The organism is Clostridium estertheticum, from assembly GCF_018861295.1.
GTDB classification, from domain to species: Bacteria; Bacillota; Clostridia; order Clostridiales; family Clostridiaceae; genus Clostridium_AD; species Clostridium_AD estertheticum_D.
In genome coordinates, this window is record NZ_JAHLDM010000004.1 from 135,798 (window position 1) to 155,532 (window position 19,735).

The following is a 19,735-nucleotide window of genomic DNA, read 5'->3' on the forward strand; positions in this document are numbered from 1 at the left end:
TTCTTTAATTTTTTTAGTATTTGCCACATTACTGAATATAGCCTTTTTATGTTATTATTTGTTGCTTAGTATTTACAACAAGCATACCACTTAAAGTTAGCTTTAAGTCAAGAGGTTCTTTTTTACAAGAAAATTCAACACATTATATTTAATATTTTTTCTAGGTCACAATTGCCCTAGTGTCATGCGAAGCAACCCACTTACTATTGATTTTATCCTTATAAAACTGTAAAATGTAACGATATAAGGAATTTGTTAAAAACTATATTTTTTTGAAAGGATTTGTTTAATTATGGAAGTGAAATTAGAAAAGAAGTACGGCCTTATTACTGCTATAGCCATGGTTGTCGGTATCGTTATAGGTAGTGGCGTTTTTTTCAAGGCAGAAAAAGTATTAACTGCAACCGGGGGTAATCTTACACTAGGTATTTTGGCTTGGGTTATTGGCGGTATTATTATGATTTCTTGTGCTTATACTTTTGCTGTAATGGCAACTAAATACGAGAAAGTAAATGGTATAGTAGATTATGCAGAAGCTACTATGGGTGAGAAATATGGATATTATGTTGGCTGGTTTATGGCACTAATTTACTATCCAACAATGACATCAGTTTTAGCATGGGTTTCAGCTAGATATACCTGTGTATTATTGGGATTTCCAATTACAGGTGGGGAGTGTATGACTATTGCCTGTCTATATTTGATAGGTAGCTTTGCTTTAAATGCATTATCACCAGTTTTATCTGGTAAATTTCTAGTTAGCACAACTGTTATAAAACTAATCCCACTGATTTTAATGGCTATAATTGGGACAATCGTAGGTATTCATAGCGGTATGACTATGATTAATTTTACAACAGTAGTGAAAAAAGTAAATACTGCAAATGCATTATTTACAGCAGTTGTTGCAACCGCCTTTGCATATGAGGGTTGGATTATTGCTACAAGTATCAATGCTGAACTAAAAGATGCAAAAAAAAATCTTCCACTTGCTCTTGTTGGAGGTACTTTTATAATTATGGTTGTTTATATTCTTTATTATATGGGCCTAGCTGGAGCTGTAACAAACCAAGTTATGATGAATGGCGGAGAAGCAGGCGCTAAATTGGCATTTCAAAAAATATTTTCCTCTTCAGGTGGTACTATAGTATTTGTATTTGTTATTATTTCTTGCCTCGGAACTTTAAATGGATTAATGCTCGGATGTACTCGCGGTATTTATTCATTAGCAGCAAGGGGCTTTGGACCAAAACCAAATATATTTAAACAAATAGATAGTGAGACTAATATGCCAACAAATTCATCTATACTAGGACTACTTCTTTGTGCCATATGGTTAGTATACTTCTATGGTGCTAACTTAACAGACCCTTCAAAAAGTTGGTTTGGATTCTTTTGTTTTGATTCATCAGAATTACCTATAGTTACTATTTATGCATTATATATTCCTGTTTTTATTATGATGATGAAAAAAGAGAAGGATTTGAATTCATTTAAAAGATTCGTAATGCCTATTATTTCATTAGCAGGATGTGTATTCATGATAATTGCCGCTTGTTTTTCTCATAGAATATCAGTCGTTGCATATCTAATTGTATTTGCAATTATAATGGCTATCGGAGTTTTGTTTTCAAAAAAACAAATCTTAACTTCAAAAAATCAGTTAAGCTAAAACATAAGAAAACCCACAACCAATTAGTGTGTTGTGGGTTTTACTGATTTAATCGAACCGATACTTACAATATATATTTTTTTTTATGCACTTCCATTCACATATTATAGAAATTGTATTTTCTTCAAGCTTTGATCTTACAACTCCATTCATCTTTTCCATTAAACTTTTTACAATAGACAGTCCCAGTCCTACACCTTTTCCCATTCTCACCTTATCTGCCATATAGAATCTATCAAACATATGTAATACATCTTTTTCATCAATGCCTACACATTTATTTGAAATAGAAAATATAACTTTATCATTATATTCTTCTAATTTGATTTCAATATCTTTCACCGCGTATTTTAATGTATTAGAAAGCAAGTTATCTATTATTCTCGCTAGGCTATCCTTATCCCCCATTATGAAAATTGGTTTATCCGAAATGCTTATTTTAGGTTCTATCCCTTTGCTCTCAAAAGATTCATAAAGTGATAAAATTTCGTCACGCACTATATTAGTTAAATTTACTTTTGTCATCTCTAATTCATAATCTTCACTTTCTATTGAAGCTAACTCAAAAAAATCATTAATAAGCACATTTAAATTATTAGTTTTATTTTCAATTATCACTAATGCCTCTTCTTTATCTATAGCATTCTGCTTAAGAAGTTTCAAATATCCTATTATTGATGTTAATGGGGTCCTTAAATCATGAGACATATTAGCTATCCCTTGTTTTAATGTGTTTTCGAACATTACTTTTTCTTGTTCACTTCTTCTATAAAGTTCTAAATACTCATTAATTTCAAAAGCTAAGTCTTCTATATATTTATCATCTATTTCAATATTAACTTTTTTATTGGTTTCTCGCACTCTAAAATTTTTGATTTGCTTGGTTATAGCTCCTATTTCTCTTTTATATAAATATAACTTAATAAGCGCTACTGTTGAAATTAATATTAGAAAAATAATTATTGAAATAATAGCTATATACATCTCATTTCTCCTACTCATATAATAAAATTTTTACTTATCTTTTACTTAATATCTTCATGCCTTACATATAACATACTCACTCCAATTGTTATAATAAAAGTTAAAAGTGATGAAATTATCCCAAATATAATCTCTCCTTTAGGTGCAAATCTTGATATTGACCCTCGCCCAGCAACATAAGGAAGTATATATGCACTTATGTTTGAAAAAAATAATTGAATCAACAAGAATATAACTGGTGAAGCAAATGTACAAAGAGCACTCTTTGTTGTTATAGCAATCATAGCTATTATACATATTGTGGCCGCACTATACATTATTCCAATAATAACTACTCTGGTTAAATATAAAATAACACTTAAATTTAATACTTCACAAAATCCATAATTTATTGAAACATATGTAACTAAAATTGTTGTATAAATTATTTCTAAAAATAGACAAGCAATTATAAATACTATTAATTTACTTAATATAACCTTTCTTCTCGTATATCCATAACTGAAACTTTTACTTATATTATTATTTTTAAAATCCTTAGCAATAAATTCTCCGCCTAATAATGCAAATATAAAACTAGTATATATAATATATTCGAATCCGTATTGTATTGAGAATACTCCATTCATAAGAAAATTAGAATGTACTTTCTGCAGTCGTTGCATATCCTTATCCCATACAGTAATTAAAAAAAATGAGGCTACTATTGCTAAAAACATTATTCCAATAAAATAATTACTTTTCCTTAGTTTATAAAATTCTCCTCTAATTAGATTACTCATTCCCTTCTCCTCCAACTAACTTAGTAAAATAATCCTCCAGAGATTCACCCATTTGCATTATTTCTTTAACTCCTATGTTATGTTTAGATAGAGCCATAGTAACCTTTTCTCCGTCAAATTCATCATATATTCTTATGATATTATTTGGAAAAACTTCAAAATCCTTTATTCCAATCTCATTTTCTAAAATAACTGAAACATCTGAAGAATCATTTACTTTCAAATGAAGATAAGTTCTACATTTATTTGAAAGTTCATTAGCCGTCATTTCTTCAATTAATTTCCCATTATCTATAAAAGCATATCTATTTGAAATGTGAGTAAGTTCAGATAACATATGACTTGATATTAAAATAGTTGTTCCTCTTTCTTTATTTAATTTAAGTAAAAGCTCTCTTATTTCTTTTATTCCAATTGGATCTAATCCATTCATAGGCTCATCTAAAACCAAAAATTCTGGCTCACTTAATAACGCCATAGCAATTCCTAGTCTTTGCTTCATTCCTAGTGAAAAATTTTTGGTTTTCTTTTTCTCTACATCCTTAAGTCCTACTAAATTTAAAGTCTCACTAATACATTTGTTTCCTGGAATTCCTCTTTGGATTTTGACAAGTTCAAGATTTTCCTCCGCAGTCATGTTAAGATAAAGAGCTGGCGATTCTATTAATGTACCAATTCTACTTCTTTCCTTAATAATCTCTTTCTCCTCACTATGTCCAAACAGTTCAACTTGTCCATTATTAGGTATAACAAGACCTGTAAGCACTCTAATCATAGTTGTTTTTCCAGCACCATTTTTTCCTATAACACCATATATATCACCTTTTTTTATATTTATGGACAAATCATCTAAAACTTCGTACTTACCATATGTTTTTGTAATATTGCTAGCTCTAATTACATATCCACTCATTTTTTACCTCCTTATGAATCATACTTTTATCATAACTTATGTTTCATAAGAAAACTTTACTAAAGTCTTTCAAAAGTCTTAAATCTTCTTAATGGTCATTTTACTACTTTCTTAGTTTATACCCCATTGCCCAAATTGTTTCTATATAATCTTGACTATTATTTGCAATAGACAGCTTTTTTCTTAATCTACTCACATGTACATTTACAGTATTATCATCACCTGAAAATTCTTCTCCCCATATACTTTCAAAAATATTAGATTTACTGTATACCTTATTTGGATTAGTTAATAATAATTTTAGCAATGCAAATTCTTTTGCAGTTAACGCAACTATATTTTGTCCCACTTTTACTTCTTTACTTTCTATATTTAAACTGATATCTTTATAAGACAAAATATTATCTCTATTTTTCTTTTTTTCATTGGCAGAAAATTCTAAATACCTTCTCAAATTAGAATTAACTCTTGCAACCACTTCATCTAGATCAAAAGGCTTACAAATAAAATCATCGGCTCCTTTTTCTAATAATTCTACCTTAGTCTTTTGGGATGTTTTTGCACTTATTACAATTATCGGAGCTTTTGTTATTTCTCTAATTTTTACTATAACCTCTTCTCCACTAATCCCCGGAATCATCAAATCTAATAAAATCATATCCCACCATTCGTTTTTTACACACATTAAAGCTTCTGTTCCCGAAAAAGCTGCTCTAGTTCTATATCTCTTATTCTCAAGCATAGTACAAAGTAATTTATTAATATCATTTTCATCTTCAACTACTAAAATCTTAGCTCTTTTATCCATATTCCACCCCATTATAAATAATAGTATAAAAAAAACCACAACTAATTTATTAATTAGTTGTGAGTTTTACTGATGGAGGCGAAGCATTATGGGTGAAATTCACTACATAGATGGAATTCACCCATTAACTTATACCTCCCACCCTCATCTCATTTATGATTTTAAGCTACTTGCTATTCCTTTAAAGAAATTTCCAATAGAAGCACACACACCCGCGAACCAACTTTTAGTTTTATCACTTTGTAATGTATTTTTCATTGTACTAGCTACGCCCTCAAGTTGTCCTTTTACTTTATTGTAATCCAAGTTTAATTTATTTACATTTGTCATTAAGCCAACAATATTATTTACATCATCCTTAGACAACTTGTAATTGTAATTATCCGTTACATTATTTACTATTTTCTTTATGCCTTCCTCATCCTTAGGTTTATCTTTTATAACTTCACTCTTTACTTCATTTATTAATCCGGAAGCTTTATCTTGTCCAATTTTTTCACCTAATTTGCCTGTAACTGCAACCTCTTCATTAGCTGTTTTTTTTGTATTTTCATCTAATTTCTTACCGTCTTTACTATTTTCAAATCCCTTTAATATACCAGTCATAGCTGCCGTACCTGATACAGTAAATGGTGCAGAAACTTTAACATTAGCATTCTCAATTCCTGCTGTAATTAGAGCATTCTTTATCATACTAGCATTTACCCAAGTTACATTATGTGTATTCACCACTAAACCACCGGTAGTTGTTGGCTCAATATATGAACATGATATCGACTTATTGCCTAATTGACCTTTAGATACAGTATCTCCTAGATATTTCTTTTCCTCAGTAGACGTAACTTCAACAACACTTGCACTATTACTATCTACATTAAAATACTTTAGCATGTTTTGTTTCTGTTGATTCGACAAATCAGCCCCTATAGTAACACTTTTATATGAATCAGCGTATACATTATTTATAGGTGTTACAAACAAACTTGCTGCTGTTAAAATTACACCTAAGACTAATTTTTTATTCATTTAAAAAGACCTCCATATTTCACATTATTTTATTGTTATGACTTAGATATATTATAACCCAAATTATACTAATATTGAATTATTTTAATGTGAATATTTGCTTTTTATATAAATACCCTAGGATTTTCGCAGGTCATTAACCCTGACATAATACAAACACCATCTGCACCTGCATTAATAGCTTTTTGAGCATTTGCAGGCAAAATGCCCCCAATAGCATAAACAGGAATATTTATGGAGCTACAGACTGATGATAAAAAGTTTAGGCCTCTTGGTGGAACGTCTTTTTTACAGTTAGTCGCAAATATATGTCCTGCTATAATATAAGTTGCACCTAAATTAACAGCTTCTAGTGCTTCATTTACTGAGTGGATAGACACTCCAACTTCATTAAATTCTTTGCATATATCCGGCTTAGATTTTAAAACATGTAAAGGCAGATGAATCTTTTTACAATTAAGTTCTCTAGCTACTTTATAATAAGTGTGTAATATACACTCTGTATTATTTTCTTTACATATTTCTAATACCTTAGTTGCTAAATCCTTATAATCATTTTCAGATAAATCTTTTTCTCTAAGTACTATACTCACCGACTTAATCATTGTGTTTTTTTCATTCAATGAACATATTGCTTGTATCTGCTGTAAAAAGTCATTATTACAAAGATGACGATTGGTAATTGCAAGCACTTTATACATATATATAATCACTCATAACTGATTGAAGACCATGATCCTTAATTACATCAGATATTTCTGATACTGTACGGGGGTCCGAAATCTCAAATTGTTCATCACCTTTAGCCTCATCTTTAGCACTATGACCACCTATTCCAACTGAAACTCCAGCTGAAATTTTAGTTGCTGCAAGTCCAATTACATTATCACGAAAACCAGCACGTTCACGAGTTGATATAGTAATGTTTGCAAAAGGCAAAAATATTCTATATGCAGTAATTATCTGTAACAGTTGCTTCTCATGTACATCTTTTGGATTAATTTTGTCATTATTAATTATTGGACATAATCTTGGACATGAAAGAGCAATTTCAGCATGTGGATATTTACGTTGAAGAAGGTATGCATGAAGTCCTGTTGCTAAAGCATCCTTTCGAAAATCATCTAGTCCCAGAAGCGCAGCAAATCCAACACCGCGCATCCCACCTTTTAATGCCCTTTCTTGTGCGTTAAACCGATAAGGAAAAACACGTTTGTGTCCCTCTAAATGTAATGTTTCATATTTATCTGAATTATAAGTTTCCTGGAATACAGTAACAAAATCTGCACCACATTTATGTACGTATGCATATTCATCTGAGTTCATTGGATATACTTCAAGACCAACCACCTTAAAATATTTTCTAGCTATTTTACAAGCTTCACCAATATACGAAACATCAGACATACTACGACTTTCACCAGTAAGAATTAATATTTCTTGTAATCCAGTACTCGAAATACTTTGCATTTCTTTTTCTATTTCACCTGCATTAAGTCTCGCACGCTTAATTTTGTTATAGCAGTTAAAACCACAATAAATACAATAATTTTCACAATAATTAGAAATATAAATTGGAGTAAACATATAAACTGAATTACCAAAATGCTTATGTGTTTCTACTTTAGCACGCTTAGCCATGTCCTCAAGAAAAGGTAACGCTTGCGGCGATAATAAAGCTGCAAAGTCTTCAATATCTAATACATCTTTCTTAAGAGCCATAAGCACATTATGAGCTGTATATCTTTCAGAATCGTATGATTGCATTTTTGAGATAACCTGATCCATAACATTAGATTCAATCACCTCCATACCTTCCATATATTTCATATGATCAACACGTTGTTCCATTTAAAACCCCTCCTTAATCTTCAACAAATCCAGTTAATGGTGATGAAGCGCAGGCACCATTATAAATTACACTACCAATCCCTGAAAGATATGCGCCTCTTCCAGCAATTATTGCCTTCTTAAAAGCATCAGCCATAGCTGGGATATTACCGGCCGAGGCAATTGCAGTATTAACCATAATAGCGCTAGCTCCCATTTCCATAGCCTCGCAAGCCTGAGAAGGCCTCCCAATTCCTGCATCTACAATAATTGGAAGTTCAATTTCATCAACTAAAATTTTAATAAAATCACGTGTACACAATCCTTTGTTTGATCCAATAGGTGCCGCAAGTGGCATAATAGCTGCAGCTCCTGCATTTACCATATCTCTTGCAACATTTAGATCTGGATACATATAAGGCATTACTATAAATCCTTCTTTTGCAAGAATTTCAGTAGCTTTTAATGTTTCATAATTATCTGGCAGCAAATATTTTGAATCACGGATAACTTCAATTTTAATAAAATCTCCACATCCAATCTCTCGAGCTAGACGTGCAATACGAACTGCTTCCTGCGCATTACGAGCCCCTGATGTATTTGGAAGTAATGTAACATTTTTAGGTATATAATCTAAAATATTAGCGCTACCGCCCAAATTAGCACGACGTAATGCTAACGTAATAATCTGTGCACCAGCATTTTCAACCGCTGCATTTATTAGATCAAGTGAATATTTTCCAGATCCTAATATAAATCGCGAACTAAATTCATGTCCACCTATAATAAGTTTATCCGTATTATTTTCCATGTTTTCTTCTCCTTTATTTTCTTACTGTTAAATTTATATTTCTTCTATTCCGAGTATTAATCTTAAAACCATATTTGACTGATGACCTGCGCAAATTGTTACACGTGGAGCCATTAGCCCTCGCCCTACCATAGCTCCATTTTTCCCATCACCACACAAATAAAAATTATTTGCTATTTTTTTTGTTATTATTGTATTACTACTTTCATACCCCGCCATTCCTGAAGCTGCTACAATTTTCTTTAGTGGATAACATTCAAGAATAGTATTTACAAGTAGAGCCTTAGCTTTGGGATTATCAAAAGCTTCACAAATAATGTCATCATTTTCAAATAATGCTTGAACATTTTCTCGTGTAACTAAAACAGTATCAATAGTTACTTTAATAAATGGATTTATTTCATAAATTTCATTTTTTAATGATTCTGTTTTATATAGTCCAAGATGTTTAATTTTGTATTGCTGACGATTTAAGTTGCTGGGTTCTACAATATCAAAATCAATTAAATGTAAATGACCTACTCCTGTTCTTGCTAAACTTATTGCTATATTAGAACCAAGACCTCCAAGACCAGCAATTGCAACCTTTGCAGCTTTAACTTTTTCAAATACATGTGGAGTATGTCTTGCGCACATCAAGCTTTCGAATTCATCTTGTGATGGCATTTTACCTTTTTCAATAAAACTTACTTCATCATTTTCACTAATCTTATAGTCATCAAAGGTTTGAAATCCATTCAAAATAGTTATTATATTTTTTTCATAATCATAATGCTCTAAACGCAAATCATGAAGAGTTAAACAATTAGTTGTTACTGGTTTACCATTAATTCTTATATTCAAATCAGCCCCCTCCTACAAAACTTACAACTTCAATAACATCACAATCAGTTAATATTTTTTCTTCATATTGAGTTTTTGGCACAATAGAACCATTGCATTCAACTGCAACACAAGAAATTTTATAACCTTCTCGTACTAGATAATCAGATAACCTCAAATTATTTGCATTGCTTATTTCATTGCCATTTATGTATATCATAATTCCACCCCCCGAAATTTGTATACAACAAAAAAGGTCACACAAAGAACTACACCCGTGGTGGTGTACCCCTTCGTGTGACCTTAGTCATCACTCTTTAACACATTGTAACAACATAATTATATAATGTCAATATAGTTTTTTTGCTTTCTCTGCAATACTTAAAAAATAGTTAAGTCACTTATAACTTCTGAAATGTCCTTAAGTATCTTTATATTCCCAAAGTAATTGTAAACCGCATTTAAAATATAGGTTGACATTTCATTGGATAAATTTTATACTAAATTTAAATTTATTTTTAAAATTATGGGGGTAAACTTGTATGGAAAAACTAGCTAAAGAAATTATTAATGGAAAGCGTTTAAAAAGAGATGATAATTTGGAATTTTTATTAACAACAAATTTAAAAGAACTTTGCTCAGGAGCTAATAGCATTCGCGAAAAATTATGTGGAGAAAAAGTAGATCTTTGTACAATTATTAATGGACGTAGCGGAAAATGTAGTGAAAACTGTAAATTCTGTGCTCAGTCTGCTCATCATAATACAAGCATTGAAGAATATGATTTTTTAAACCCAGATGTAATATTAGAAGATTGTAAAAAAAATGAGGCAAATGGCGTACATCGCTACTCTATTGTTACAGCCGGAAGATCCTTAACTGGCCACGATTTTGATAAAGCAATAGAAGCCTATAAAAAGATGCATGAAGAATGTAAAATTAACTTGTGTGCATCCCATGGTTTTTTGACAGGAGAAGAATTTATACGCTTAAAAGAAGCTGGCGTTACAATGTATCATGAAAATATTGAAACTTCTAAAAGGAACTTTCATAATATCTGCACTACTCATTCATATGAAGATAAAATCAAAGAAATTAAACTTGCTCAGAAATCAGGACTTAAAGTTTGTTCAGGTGGAATTATAGGAATGGGTGAAACATGGGAAGATAGAATTGATATGGCTATTAGTTTATCAGAACTTGGAATTATATCAATTCCAATCAATGTATTAATGCCAATAAAAGGTACTCCATTTGGCAATTTAGAGAGAATTTCTGAGGTCGATATTTTAAGGACAATAGCAATTTTTCGTTATTTAAATCCAACTTCTTATATTCGTATGGCAGCTGGCAGAACTTATTTTGCAGATGGAGGCTCAAAACTCTTCCTATCTGGTGCCAATGCAACACTTACTGGTGATATGTTAACTACTGTGGGAAATAATACTGATCAAGATAAAATTATGCTTACAGCGCTTGGTTTTGATATTCAAAAATAGAAGGAGACTTAAGTTATGGAAAATGCAAAGAAAATTAATATTCATCACTTAACATTGATTGGGGTTATGGCAGCGGTTATTTGTATATTAGGCCCTCTATCACTGCCTATTGGAATAGTACCAATTTCATTAACTAATCTTGCAATTTATTTTTCAGTATATGTACTAGGACAAAAAAGAGGAACCCTTAGTTATATAGTTTATCTTTTTATAGGCCTTGTAGGACTACCCGTATTTTCAGGATTTTCTGGAGGATTCACTAAATTATTTGGACCAACAGGTGGATATCTAATTGGATTTATTTTTATGGCATTTATTAGTGGATTTTTCATTGACAAATTTTCAACTAAAATTTATATGTGTTTCCTCGGGATGATCTTGGGTACAATTTCTACATATATATTTGGAACAGCATGGCTAGCCTATCAGTTAAATATGACATTTAATGCATCCTTAGCAGTTGGAGTTATTCCATTTATTCCTGGGGACATAGTAAAAATGGTAATTGCATCATTGATTGGACCTCAAATTAAAAAGAGACTTATAAGTGCTGGATTAACAGAATAAATAAAACAGAGACAGAGATTATATTCTTCTCTGTCTTTTTTGAATATCATTACCATATACACAAACTTCCGTTAATGCTGCAAAATCAGTTAGTTCATCAAACTTTCTAAAATCCAGTAATTTAATCCATCTTATAGTCTTTTTATTAAACCTTATATATTGAGCATCACTAGTTTTTATTGTTTCTGCTATTTTGCTTGTACCATCTGAAAATTCTATTTTCAAAGACTTCCAATAAGTATCATGTGGAAAATCAGCTCTTAAGTACAAAGCTATTTTATCCACCTCTACTTCTCTCCCAAAGTTAACCATGATTTGCGCATCTTCTCTTTGCCAAGTTCCCCAAGACTCATAAGGCCAGATACCATGTCCCTTATTAGATATTTGTCCATCAATTACATTCCTAGCTGCGAATACTGCTTCATTTCTTGTCTCTACATTAGCTGTTGAATGAGGGTAATATGTTGTATCCCCCCGCTGATCAATTACATTTTTCGCTATATCCCTATATGTGTATATCTCCTCATTTTTAGCTATACGTACACTAATATTATGTTCTCTGCCATTAAAAGTATTCTCAGAATATGCCTTAGCATCCTCACCAAATGGTATCTGAAATTCCAATGTATTTGAAGTTAAATATATTAGGGCCTCATCTAATTCATCGTCTATTTTAATAATCAGATATTTATTTTCAGATGAGTTTGCAAAACAAATTTTATCACCCACTTTATAACTTTGTGCATAAACAATTGAAACTGCCTCATTTCCAGTTATTTCACTTATGGTATCATTGAATTTATCTCTTATCTCTATTTTTAACTCATTTATATTTGTTCCATCCATAATTATTCTCCTTATAACACTATTTCTTTTCCATTAAACAAGATAGTAATACAATTTTCTTTAATTTCTACAATAGGATTTTGATCACATTTAAAATCATTTTTAACATTTACATCACCTATAATAGCAGAAACTAAAATATGTTTTCCTGTATTAATTCTACTTGTTAATGTTGGTATAACTGTACGCGGATATAGAAGGTTTGTATTTGGTTCAGGTGTAATTATTTCGACCTTTCGATCTCCATTATAATCAACAATACCAGTAACTTTGTTACCGAACTTATAAAAGATCTTATCCTTAAAGCAATATGACGTGCCAACCCCTGCCGGCGCAGAAAAAGCACCCTCTGCAGTATCTAATATACGATTAGTATTAATAACATGTATTCTAATATGCCATGGGGTTAAAGGAACAATAAAAGTTTTTATTTCAACATCATTCCAAGGTTTCCAAACTGATTCAATGTAATCTTGATTTATTTTATAACTTTCACAGCCAAAACGTGATCTATAATGTCCATCACACTCAGCCAAGGCTAAGCAACTATCAAAGGCCCCTTGCTTTAATGATAATCCACCTTTAGGTACACTAAAACCGAATGTTGTTGAGTATACAAATTTTTCATACTTAGCATCTCCATGAGCATGCTCACTTGAATGCTGCCCAGAAGTAAATGCTTGGACTTCACTACCAGATTTATCGTGGCAAACTATCATTCTTGGACTAGGTTGTACACTATTTTGTGTAAAAACTAAATCTTCTTCCTCAGATGTCCAAAATGCATGACCACCCGGAATTGCTAAAACTAAAAATGTTTTTAACGCCCAATAAGGTGAACCTGGTGCATTATAACCTTCTGCCATGTTTAAATTCTGATACCCATAACCTATAGTCAAAAGACCATCTAAAGAGAAGATATCACTTCTAAACCAGTATCTTAAATTCCTCATAACAATCCCTTTTATAACTCCCCAGTTCAAGGCTTCTACATCTGCATAAGCTAAAGCAGACCAGAAAGCTGATTGGGCAAACCTATAAGTTAAACTTCTTCCAAAAGGTATAGATGGTCCATCTGCCGAAAACCACTCTTTATACTCCTGTGCAAAAACACTTGCACGTTCTTTGTATAGGATTGATCTCTTTGGATCTTCAGTCTCCATGGTTTTAGCATAAATCAAGCCATAAAAATGCATAGCAAAAGGAATATAATAATCAATTTGAGACGCGTAACCATCAAAATACCAACCATCATCTAAATAATAAGAATCTATACTATCAAGATCATCTAAAACTGATTGTTTTGACCACTCTCTCCCACATTTTTTCATTGCAATATTTACAAGCACTCTAAAGAATAACCAATTTGTCTTAGGGATTACGTGATCATTAATTTGAATCAACCAATTATATAAATTATCTTGTTGATCTTTATTTAAAACATCCCAAAAGGTGTCCTTAGCTAAAATTAAAGATAAAGAAACTGACGCCATTTCAACTAATAACTGGTCATAGTCATGAACTTTTCCAAAGTAAGATTTGCTTTTAGGATCAGTTCCTTCTATTAGACCTTCTACAAAATATTTTGATAACTTTGTACTCTCTTCAGACTTAGTTGTAACAAGAGGTCCTATTCCCCATAAAGGTCTTAAAAAAGCCTCGACTTCTCTTGCATTTTCATCATAAACCGATCCACTAGTACCCAAACATAAATGTCCAGGTTTTTGCTCCTTTAGTAGTGGTATAAGAGGATTACATATATCATATAGTGCTTTTCTAAGATCCTCTTTAGTTTTAAGTGGATTATGTTTAATATTTTCATTATACATATTTATTTTACTCATGCATTCAACCCCTTGATTAAAAAATATTTTATTATTATAAATTAATATTGTTAATTTTAGTTATTACCAAAATAACATTTTTTCTCCATTTAGCATGGCTATACCCTCTGTAAAAAAGTAATCTCCATATATTATTGGTACATCTAAATTTTTTTGTTCTGGAAAATGTCCAGTGGCATGCTTAATTAAACCTTCCTCCTCTATATCGTCATTTGTTGCGCATTCATAATATAGGTTCTTCAGCATGTTTTCCCCAGCCTCCATGTATAATGAAGATTCAAACTTGGTCACATATTTTGATAAAAGAAGTAACCCACATGCTGCTATTGCACCTGCTGAAGAATCAGGATATTTGTATTTTATCTCGCCATCCTTGGGCAATCTAAAATCCCAAACAGGACATTTATCATCTTTCATATTAGCAATAAAATAATGTGCTGTTTTTTTTGCTGCCTCCAAAAATTCATTATTTTTAGTGTATTTGTAGGAAAGTGTTAGGCCATAAATTGCCCATGCACAGCCTCTTGCCCATGCACTATTAACATCAAATCCTTGTCCTCCAGCCTTTTCAATTACTTCCCCTGTTTCCGAATCAAAAATAACCATATGCTGCACTGAACCATCTGCTCTTATAAAATTTTCTAGTACCATTTCACCATTTTTCTCTGCAACATGCTTAAACCTTGGGTCTCCTGTTTCTTCTGATGCCCAATAAAGCAATGGTAAATTCATCATACAATCAATAATTACTACACCAGTATTATCTTTATTTCCTTTCCAAGCATTCCAGGCACGAATATAGTTCCCTTTTATATTAAATCTTCCCATCAAAAGATTAGCTGCAAGTAATGCTCTTCGCCTAGACTCTTTATTTCCTGTTATTTTATAATTAGCTAAACTTGTTAGTATCCACATAAAACCTAAATCATGATCTATAATCTCCGTATCACAAAGTAAATGCTCCATTTTCATTTCACATTTTTCTGCTGTAATCTTTAATTTTTCATTCTTGTTTTTAAGATATACCTGCCATAAAATTCCTGGCCAAAAACCCGCTGTCCACCATTGTTCGTTTTCTAATTTATAGTGTTTGTTTTCACTTACATGAGGAAAATTCACACCAATTCTATCATTATTTAATGTAGTTTTCTCTTCAATAAAATTCCACGCCTCTTTTTTCCAATTAATCTCCATAATAAATTATCCCGCCCTATCCTATTGTTTTTATTTTTTGCTTCTTTTAATCATCTGCTAAAATTATTTCTCTTTTATTGGTGTTTTATATAAATTATTGTTGTTTATATAAATTAAATATACAAATATACTTACTAAAAAGATCACCGATAATAACGGTTTAAGTATTGTTATAAACAATATACTTAAAACAACAATGTTGTTTACAAAACCAATATAGAATTTTTTAAAGGTAAAGAAAAATGAAATTCTTAATATATCTTTAATGCTAGACTGTCTATTTTTCACAAGAAAAGTGAAATAATTAATAGTAGTACTTAAAACTATATTAAATATTATAAAGAGAATAGGAGTGAATATAATAACATATTTGGTCTTCATTAGAAAAAAGTAATCTAAGATAACAATAGTTAATATAATTAATGAAAATAACCAAACAGTAATTGATTTTTTAAAAGATTGAATATAATATGTAAAAAAATCTTTTGTTACATTCAAATCCTTTTCTTTATGATATTTATTCAAACAAGATATTAATGCAACAAGAGCCGGACCCGTTGGAATAAGTGAAATAGCATAAATCAAAATATGATTACTATTAAAAGAAACCAAACCAACAACTATTAAAAATAATATATTGGTAACTGCAAAATAAATATTCATCATAAGGAAATAGTAAACAGCCTCAAATATTCTTGAATAGATACTATAATTCATAAAATTTTCTTTCTTCAAAAGTTATTCACTCCTTTCTAATTTACTAGGTATCTCTCGCCTCATAATTCACCTAGGTTACATGCAGACGAGAGCTTATTTTATCCCTTCATTCCTGATGTTGCAATTCCTTGAATAAAGTATTTTTGCAGTGTCAAAAACACTATAGCAATTGGTAAAATGGATACAACCGATGCTGCCATTATTAATGAATACTGTGCATCATACAAAGAAACAAACATTTTAAGTCCTAATTGAATAGTCTTGTTTTCTGTTGATGACAAGTAAATAAATGGACCCATATAATCATTCCATGTATTTACAAAAGTTAAAATAGTTAAACTGGCTAATGCCGGTTTACTTAAAGGCAACATTATTCTAAAAAATATTCCATATTCACTTAGACCATCAATTCTAGCAGCCTCACATAATTCGTCAGGAATAGTCATATAAAACTGTCTTAAGAGGAATACACCGAAGGCACTAAATGCCTGTAGCAATACTAACGATACTAATTTATCTGTTAGTCCCATACTTCTCATCATAATAAATTGTGGTATCATATATGCCTGCCAAGGAACTGCAATAGTACCTATATATGCAAGAAATAATGCATCTCTACCTGGAAACCGAAGTTTAGAAAATCCATAGGCAGCAAAACTACTTGTAAGAAGTTGAAGTATAGTAATAGTTACACTTAAAATTACCGTATTTTTATAAAAAGTTGCAAATGGTATAACAGTCCATATTTTACTGTAGTTACTCCACTGAATTTTATTAGGTAACCATTGTATAGGAACTGTGAATACTTCATTATCAATTTTTAAAGATGATGAAATCATCCAGAAAAATGGCACTAATATTAACAAAGATAAGATTAACAAAAAGGTGAATATAAAACCTTTTGTAAGTAGCTCCTTATTTCCTTTCTTATTTGTTTTTAGATTCATAAGCAATTGAGATCACTCCTTAAACTTAAATATGTTTATTTTATACTTTAATTATTGTTATCATCTAATTTAAACTGAATAATTGTGATACCTAATACAATTACAAATAAAACAAGTGAAATTGCAGAAGCATACCCAAAGTTGAATTTTACAAATGCTTCATTATAAATTTCATATACTAATACGTTTGTAGACCTTCCTGGTCCACCATTAGTCATAACCTGAATTAAATCAAAAACTTTAAAACTAGATATTGTAAGCATTATGGTAACGAAAAAGGTAGTCGGACGTAATATAGGAATTGTAACATTCCAAAATTGTTTCCACTTATTCGCCCCATCAATAGACGCTGCTTCATATAATTCTTGAGGTATACCTTGAAGTCCAGCAAGATATAAAATCATATAATAGCCCATACCTCTCCATACACTTGTAATTATTATAGCTGGCATAGCAAAGCTAACACTAGAAGTCCATCCTGGAGGATTTAAAATCCCAATAGCTCTTAAAAACTGATTAATAGGTCCAAGTGTTGGGTGGAAAAGCATATTCCAAACAACTGCAACTGCAACCAATGATGTAACATAAGGAAAAAATATTGCTGTTCTAAAGACTTTTACACCATGGATTTTTTTATTGAGTAATATTGCAAGCCCCAGCGAAAATATTAAACTTAATGGAACAACAAACACCGCGTAATAAAATGTATTAAACAAAGAAATTCTAAAAGTATCATCTGAGAACATCTTTGTAAAGTTTGATAGGCCAACAAATTTAGGTGGATTAAATGAATCCCATTTCATAAATGCTAAAATGAATGATGCTATAATGGGGATTAATGTAAATATGAAAAACCCAGCAAAATTAGGTATTATAAATGACCAAGCTGTCAAAAGATTTTTTCTGCTTTGTTTATTTCTTTTACTCGGAAAATTTTTATTATTTATTGGTATAACTTCAACATTATTATCCATATACATTCTGCTTAGATTATAAAAACCCTCACAGACCTCCTCTCTATTCTAATAGAAGTGGTAGTGTATAATTTAATAAACCATACACTACCTATAAACCACTACTCTTTTATTTCTTGGAGTACTCTTTTAGACATACTTGCTATTGCCTTATCTATAGTTGAACCTCCCACCATAATCAAATCATGTTCTTCTGTAAGTATTTGATCTATTGCTGCCGAATGTTTATTTACTGGCATCTCAAGGGCAATTTTATCAGGTGAAAATGCTTTTTTAGAAATTGCATCTGTAGGCATTCCCTTTAAATCAAAATAACTCTTATTTATAACATCTGTTCTATAAGCTGGTACAACACCAACACTAGCGAGTACTGTAGCTCCCTTTTCACCACTTGCGAAATCTAGGAATTTTTGTGCTGCTTCCTTTTGTTTAGAACTTTTATTGATAGCAAATGCTGTTGGAGAACCGAATGTTGTAACTTTACCATTAGATTCATTTTGTGGCATTGCAGTTATTCCCCAATTAACATCCGTAGCTCCCTTTTTCTTTGAATTTAGGACACCTGCCATATACCATGTACCCATTGGAAGCATAGCAGCTTTTCCTGTTTCAAACTGTGAAGCATATGTGCTGCTAGTTGATTTTGCAGTACCATACTCCATTGAAGAACCACTTTTCTGCATTTTCAAAAATGTTTCATAATATGGTTTCATAAAATCATATTTTCCACTTACTAAATCTGAATTAGTCTGGGCACTAGCTGTCGCTTGAACAATCGAACGCCAAGTATGATTATATGCTCCATATTGTTTAGTAGATCCAGTACCTACTGTTAACTTTTGTGCAAGTGTTGCATATTGATCCCATGTTAAATTCTCTGGGTAAGCAATTTTCGCTTTATCAAACATAGTTTTGTTATAATATAAAACAAAGAAATCAGTTCTATAAGGCTGCGCATAATATTTGTCATCTATTTTAAGATAATCATATGCTCCCTTATAATTAGCATTTGCAACATTTGGTTTTACATGAGTGGTTAAGTCCTCTAATTGTCCACGGAATGCATAACCTGAATAAGAAGTAGTATTTTTCATTGTTAATACATCTGTTGAATCTCCTCCTGCGAGCATTGTAGTTACCTTATTATCATACTGAGATGCATCGATATCTATAGGCTTAATGGTTATATTAGGGTTAGCTTTGTGAAAAGCTTCAAATAGAGCCTTAAATTCTGGTGTGGTGTCATAATTCCATGTGGTTACACTTAATTGTATTTTATCACTGCTACTTTTCTGAGTACTACTAGTCTTACTTGAACATCCTGCAAGTGTTGTCCCAATAATTGCGGTAGTTAATACCAATGTCATTAATTTTTTACTGATTTTCATCATTATTCCCCCATTTATTTTAAATTTATATATAAAATCTTGCACAGTAATGTTTAGTACAAGTTTCTATTTTAGTTTTTACCTAGTTAATCCTCATCTGCGATGCCATAT

At 31.1% G+C, this 19,735-nt stretch carries 20 protein-coding genes; 3 read left to right on the top strand and 17 right to left on the bottom strand.

The window, feature by feature from the left end; genetic code table 11:
* The first annotated feature begins 292 nt into the window (after positions 1 to 292).
* Positions 293 to 1,672, top strand: a complete 1,380-nt coding sequence (locus tag KPL54_RS06370; protein WP_216105777.1) for an APC family permease — start codon at positions 293 to 295, stop codon at positions 1,670 to 1,672.
* 48 nt (positions 1,673 to 1,720) lie between these two features.
* Here KPL54_RS06370 and KPL54_RS06375 read toward each other — a convergent pair whose 3' ends face one another.
* The 10 genes from KPL54_RS06375 to thiS all read right to left on the bottom strand — a co-directional run bounded on the left by KPL54_RS06375 (position 1,721) and on the right by thiS (position 9,868).
* Positions 1,721 to 2,656 carry a sensor histidine kinase gene (locus tag KPL54_RS06375; RefSeq protein WP_216105778.1) on the bottom strand — a complete coding sequence of 312 codons (936 nt, stop codon included), beginning with the start codon at positions 2,654 to 2,656 and terminating at the stop codon, positions 1,721 to 1,723.
* A gap of 41 nt (positions 2,657 to 2,697) precedes the next feature.
* Entirely contained in the window at positions 2,698 to 3,438 is a 741-nt protein-coding gene (locus tag KPL54_RS06380; protein ID WP_216105779.1) for an ABC transporter permease, read from the bottom strand.
* On the bottom strand, positions 3,431 to 4,351 hold the full coding sequence (locus tag KPL54_RS06385) for an ATP-binding cassette domain-containing protein (RefSeq protein WP_216105780.1): 921 nt from the start codon (positions 4,349 to 4,351) through the stop codon (positions 3,431 to 3,433). The genes KPL54_RS06380 and KPL54_RS06385 overlap by 8 nt, the downstream gene beginning before the upstream one ends.
* Positions 4,352 to 4,454: 103 nt before the next feature.
* Positions 4,455 to 5,159 (bottom strand): response regulator transcription factor, encoded by a 705-nt coding sequence (locus KPL54_RS06390; protein WP_216105781.1) that lies wholly within the window; start codon positions 5,157 to 5,159, stop codon positions 4,455 to 4,457.
* A gap of 153 nt (positions 5,160 to 5,312) precedes the next feature.
* Positions 5,313 to 6,185: a DUF1002 domain-containing protein gene (locus KPL54_RS06395; protein WP_216105782.1), complete on the bottom strand. Its 873-nt coding sequence runs from the start codon at positions 6,183 to 6,185 to the stop codon at positions 5,313 to 5,315.
* 104 nt (positions 6,186 to 6,289) lie between these two features.
* Positions 6,290 to 6,886 (bottom strand): thiamine phosphate synthase, encoded by a 597-nt coding sequence (locus KPL54_RS06400; protein ID WP_216105783.1) that lies wholly within the window; start codon positions 6,884 to 6,886, stop codon positions 6,290 to 6,292.
* Positions 6,879 to 8,036, bottom strand: a complete 1,158-nt coding sequence (gene thiH / locus KPL54_RS06405) for a 2-iminoacetate synthase ThiH (RefSeq protein ID WP_216105784.1) — start codon at positions 8,034 to 8,036, stop codon at positions 6,879 to 6,881. Before thiH ends, KPL54_RS06400 begins: the two co-directional genes overlap by 8 nt.
* A 13-nt stretch (positions 8,037 to 8,049) precedes the next feature.
* Entirely contained in the window at positions 8,050 to 8,826 is a 777-nt protein-coding gene (locus tag KPL54_RS06410) for a thiazole synthase (protein WP_216105785.1), read from the bottom strand.
* A gap of 33 nt (positions 8,827 to 8,859) precedes the next feature.
* A complete protein-coding gene (gene thiF / locus KPL54_RS06415) occupies positions 8,860 to 9,669 on the bottom strand; it encodes a sulfur carrier protein ThiS adenylyltransferase ThiF (protein WP_216105786.1) in 810 nt (269 codons plus the stop codon).
* 1 nt (position 9,670) lies between these two features.
* On the bottom strand, positions 9,671 to 9,868 hold the full coding sequence (gene thiS / locus KPL54_RS06420; RefSeq protein ID WP_216105787.1) for a sulfur carrier protein ThiS: 198 nt from the start codon (positions 9,866 to 9,868) through the stop codon (positions 9,671 to 9,673).
* 322 nt (positions 9,869 to 10,190) lie between these two features.
* On the opposite strand from thiS, the gene bioB reads away from it, so the two are divergent.
* Both bioB and KPL54_RS06430 read left to right on the top strand, forming a co-directional pair.
* On the top strand, positions 10,191 to 11,147 hold the full coding sequence (bioB, locus tag KPL54_RS06425) for a biotin synthase BioB (protein ID WP_216105788.1): 957 nt from the start codon (positions 10,191 to 10,193) through the stop codon (positions 11,145 to 11,147).
* Between the two features lie 15 nt (positions 11,148 to 11,162).
* Positions 11,163 to 11,714 carry a biotin transporter BioY gene (locus tag KPL54_RS06430; protein WP_216105789.1) on the top strand — a complete coding sequence of 184 codons (552 nt, stop codon included), beginning with the start codon at positions 11,163 to 11,165 and terminating at the stop codon, positions 11,712 to 11,714.
* Positions 11,715 to 11,732: 18 nt separating this feature from the next.
* On the opposite strand, the gene KPL54_RS06435 is transcribed toward KPL54_RS06430, so the two are convergent.
* From KPL54_RS06435 to KPL54_RS06465, 7 genes are all read right to left on the bottom strand, one after another.
* Complete coding sequence (locus tag KPL54_RS06435; RefSeq protein ID WP_216105790.1) at positions 11,733 to 12,560, bottom strand: discoidin domain-containing protein; 828 nt, start codon at positions 12,558 to 12,560, stop codon at positions 11,733 to 11,735.
* 11 nt (positions 12,561 to 12,571) lie between these two features.
* A complete protein-coding gene (locus KPL54_RS06440) occupies positions 12,572 to 14,404 on the bottom strand; it encodes a DUF2264 domain-containing protein (protein ID WP_253203366.1) in 1,833 nt (610 codons plus the stop codon).
* A gap of 63 nt (positions 14,405 to 14,467) precedes the next feature.
* Positions 14,468 to 15,598 (bottom strand): glycoside hydrolase family 88 protein, encoded by a 1,131-nt coding sequence (locus KPL54_RS06445; RefSeq protein ID WP_216105791.1) that lies wholly within the window; start codon positions 15,596 to 15,598, stop codon positions 14,468 to 14,470.
* Between the two features lie 63 nt (positions 15,599 to 15,661).
* Positions 15,662 to 16,333, bottom strand: coding sequence for a DUF624 domain-containing protein (locus KPL54_RS06450; RefSeq protein WP_216105792.1), 672 nt, complete (start codon positions 16,331 to 16,333; stop codon positions 15,662 to 15,664).
* An 80-nt stretch (positions 16,334 to 16,413) separates the two neighbouring features.
* Complete coding sequence (locus KPL54_RS06455; RefSeq protein WP_216105852.1) at positions 16,414 to 17,262, bottom strand: carbohydrate ABC transporter permease; 849 nt, start codon at positions 17,260 to 17,262, stop codon at positions 16,414 to 16,416.
* Positions 17,263 to 17,309: 47 nt separating this feature from the next.
* Positions 17,310 to 18,236 carry a carbohydrate ABC transporter permease gene (locus tag KPL54_RS06460; RefSeq protein WP_216105793.1) on the bottom strand — a complete coding sequence of 309 codons (927 nt, stop codon included), beginning with the start codon at positions 18,234 to 18,236 and terminating at the stop codon, positions 17,310 to 17,312.
* A 101-nt stretch (positions 18,237 to 18,337) separates the two neighbouring features.
* Positions 18,338 to 19,624, bottom strand: coding sequence for an ABC transporter substrate-binding protein (locus tag KPL54_RS06465; RefSeq protein ID WP_216105794.1), 1,287 nt, complete (start codon positions 19,622 to 19,624; stop codon positions 18,338 to 18,340).
* Between the last annotated feature and the right edge of the window lie 111 nt (positions 19,625 to 19,735).

Excerpts from the sequence above, each read along its gene's own strand:
- KPL54_RS06380 (WP_216105779.1), bottom strand. The coding sequence starts at position 3,438 with ATGAGTAATCTAATTAGAGGAGAATTTTATAAACTAAGGAAAAGTAAT.
- KPL54_RS06400 (WP_216105783.1), bottom strand. The coding sequence starts at position 6,886 with ATGTATAAAGTGCTTGCAATTACCAATCGTCATCTTTGTAATAATGAC.
- KPL54_RS06375 (WP_216105778.1), bottom strand. The coding sequence starts at position 2,656 with ATGTATATAGCTATTATTTCAATAATTATTTTTCTAATATTAATTTCA.
- KPL54_RS06410 (WP_216105785.1), bottom strand. The coding sequence starts at position 8,826 with ATGGAAAATAATACGGATAAACTTATTATAGGTGGACATGAATTTAGT.
- KPL54_RS06430 (WP_216105789.1), top strand. The coding sequence starts at position 11,163 with ATGGAAAATGCAAAGAAAATTAATATTCATCACTTAACATTGATTGGG.
- KPL54_RS06395 (WP_216105782.1), bottom strand. The coding sequence starts at position 6,185 with ATGAATAAAAAATTAGTCTTAGGTGTAATTTTAACAGCAGCAAGTTTG.
- KPL54_RS06370 (WP_216105777.1), top strand. The coding sequence starts at position 293 with ATGGAAGTGAAATTAGAAAAGAAGTACGGCCTTATTACTGCTATAGCC.
- KPL54_RS06460 (WP_216105793.1), bottom strand. The coding sequence starts at position 18,236 with ATGGATAATAATGTTGAAGTTATACCAATAAATAATAAAAATTTTCCG.
- KPL54_RS06385 (WP_216105780.1), bottom strand. The coding sequence starts at position 4,351 with ATGAGTGGATATGTAATTAGAGCTAGCAATATTACAAAAACATATGGT.
- thiS (WP_216105787.1), bottom strand. The coding sequence starts at position 9,868 with ATGATATACATAAATGGCAATGAAATAAGCAATGCAAATAATTTGAGG.
- KPL54_RS06455 (WP_216105852.1), bottom strand. The coding sequence starts at position 17,262 with ATGAATCTAAAAACAAATAAGAAAGGAAATAAGGAGCTACTTACAAAA.
- KPL54_RS06445 (WP_216105791.1), bottom strand. The coding sequence starts at position 15,598 with ATGGAGATTAATTGGAAAAAAGAGGCGTGGAATTTTATTGAAGAGAAA.
- KPL54_RS06435 (WP_216105790.1), bottom strand. The coding sequence starts at position 12,560 with ATGGATGGAACAAATATAAATGAGTTAAAAATAGAGATAAGAGATAAA.
- thiH (WP_216105784.1), bottom strand. The coding sequence starts at position 8,036 with ATGGAACAACGTGTTGATCATATGAAATATATGGAAGGTATGGAGGTG.
- KPL54_RS06440 (WP_253203366.1), bottom strand. The coding sequence starts at position 14,404 with ATGAGTAAAATAAATATGTATAATGAAAATATTAAACATAATCCACTT.
- KPL54_RS06465 (WP_216105794.1), bottom strand. The coding sequence starts at position 19,624 with ATGAAAATCAGTAAAAAATTAATGACATTGGTATTAACTACCGCAATT.
- KPL54_RS06390 (WP_216105781.1), bottom strand. The coding sequence starts at position 5,159 with ATGGATAAAAGAGCTAAGATTTTAGTAGTTGAAGATGAAAATGATATT.
- bioB (WP_216105788.1), top strand. The coding sequence starts at position 10,191 with ATGGAAAAACTAGCTAAAGAAATTATTAATGGAAAGCGTTTAAAAAGA.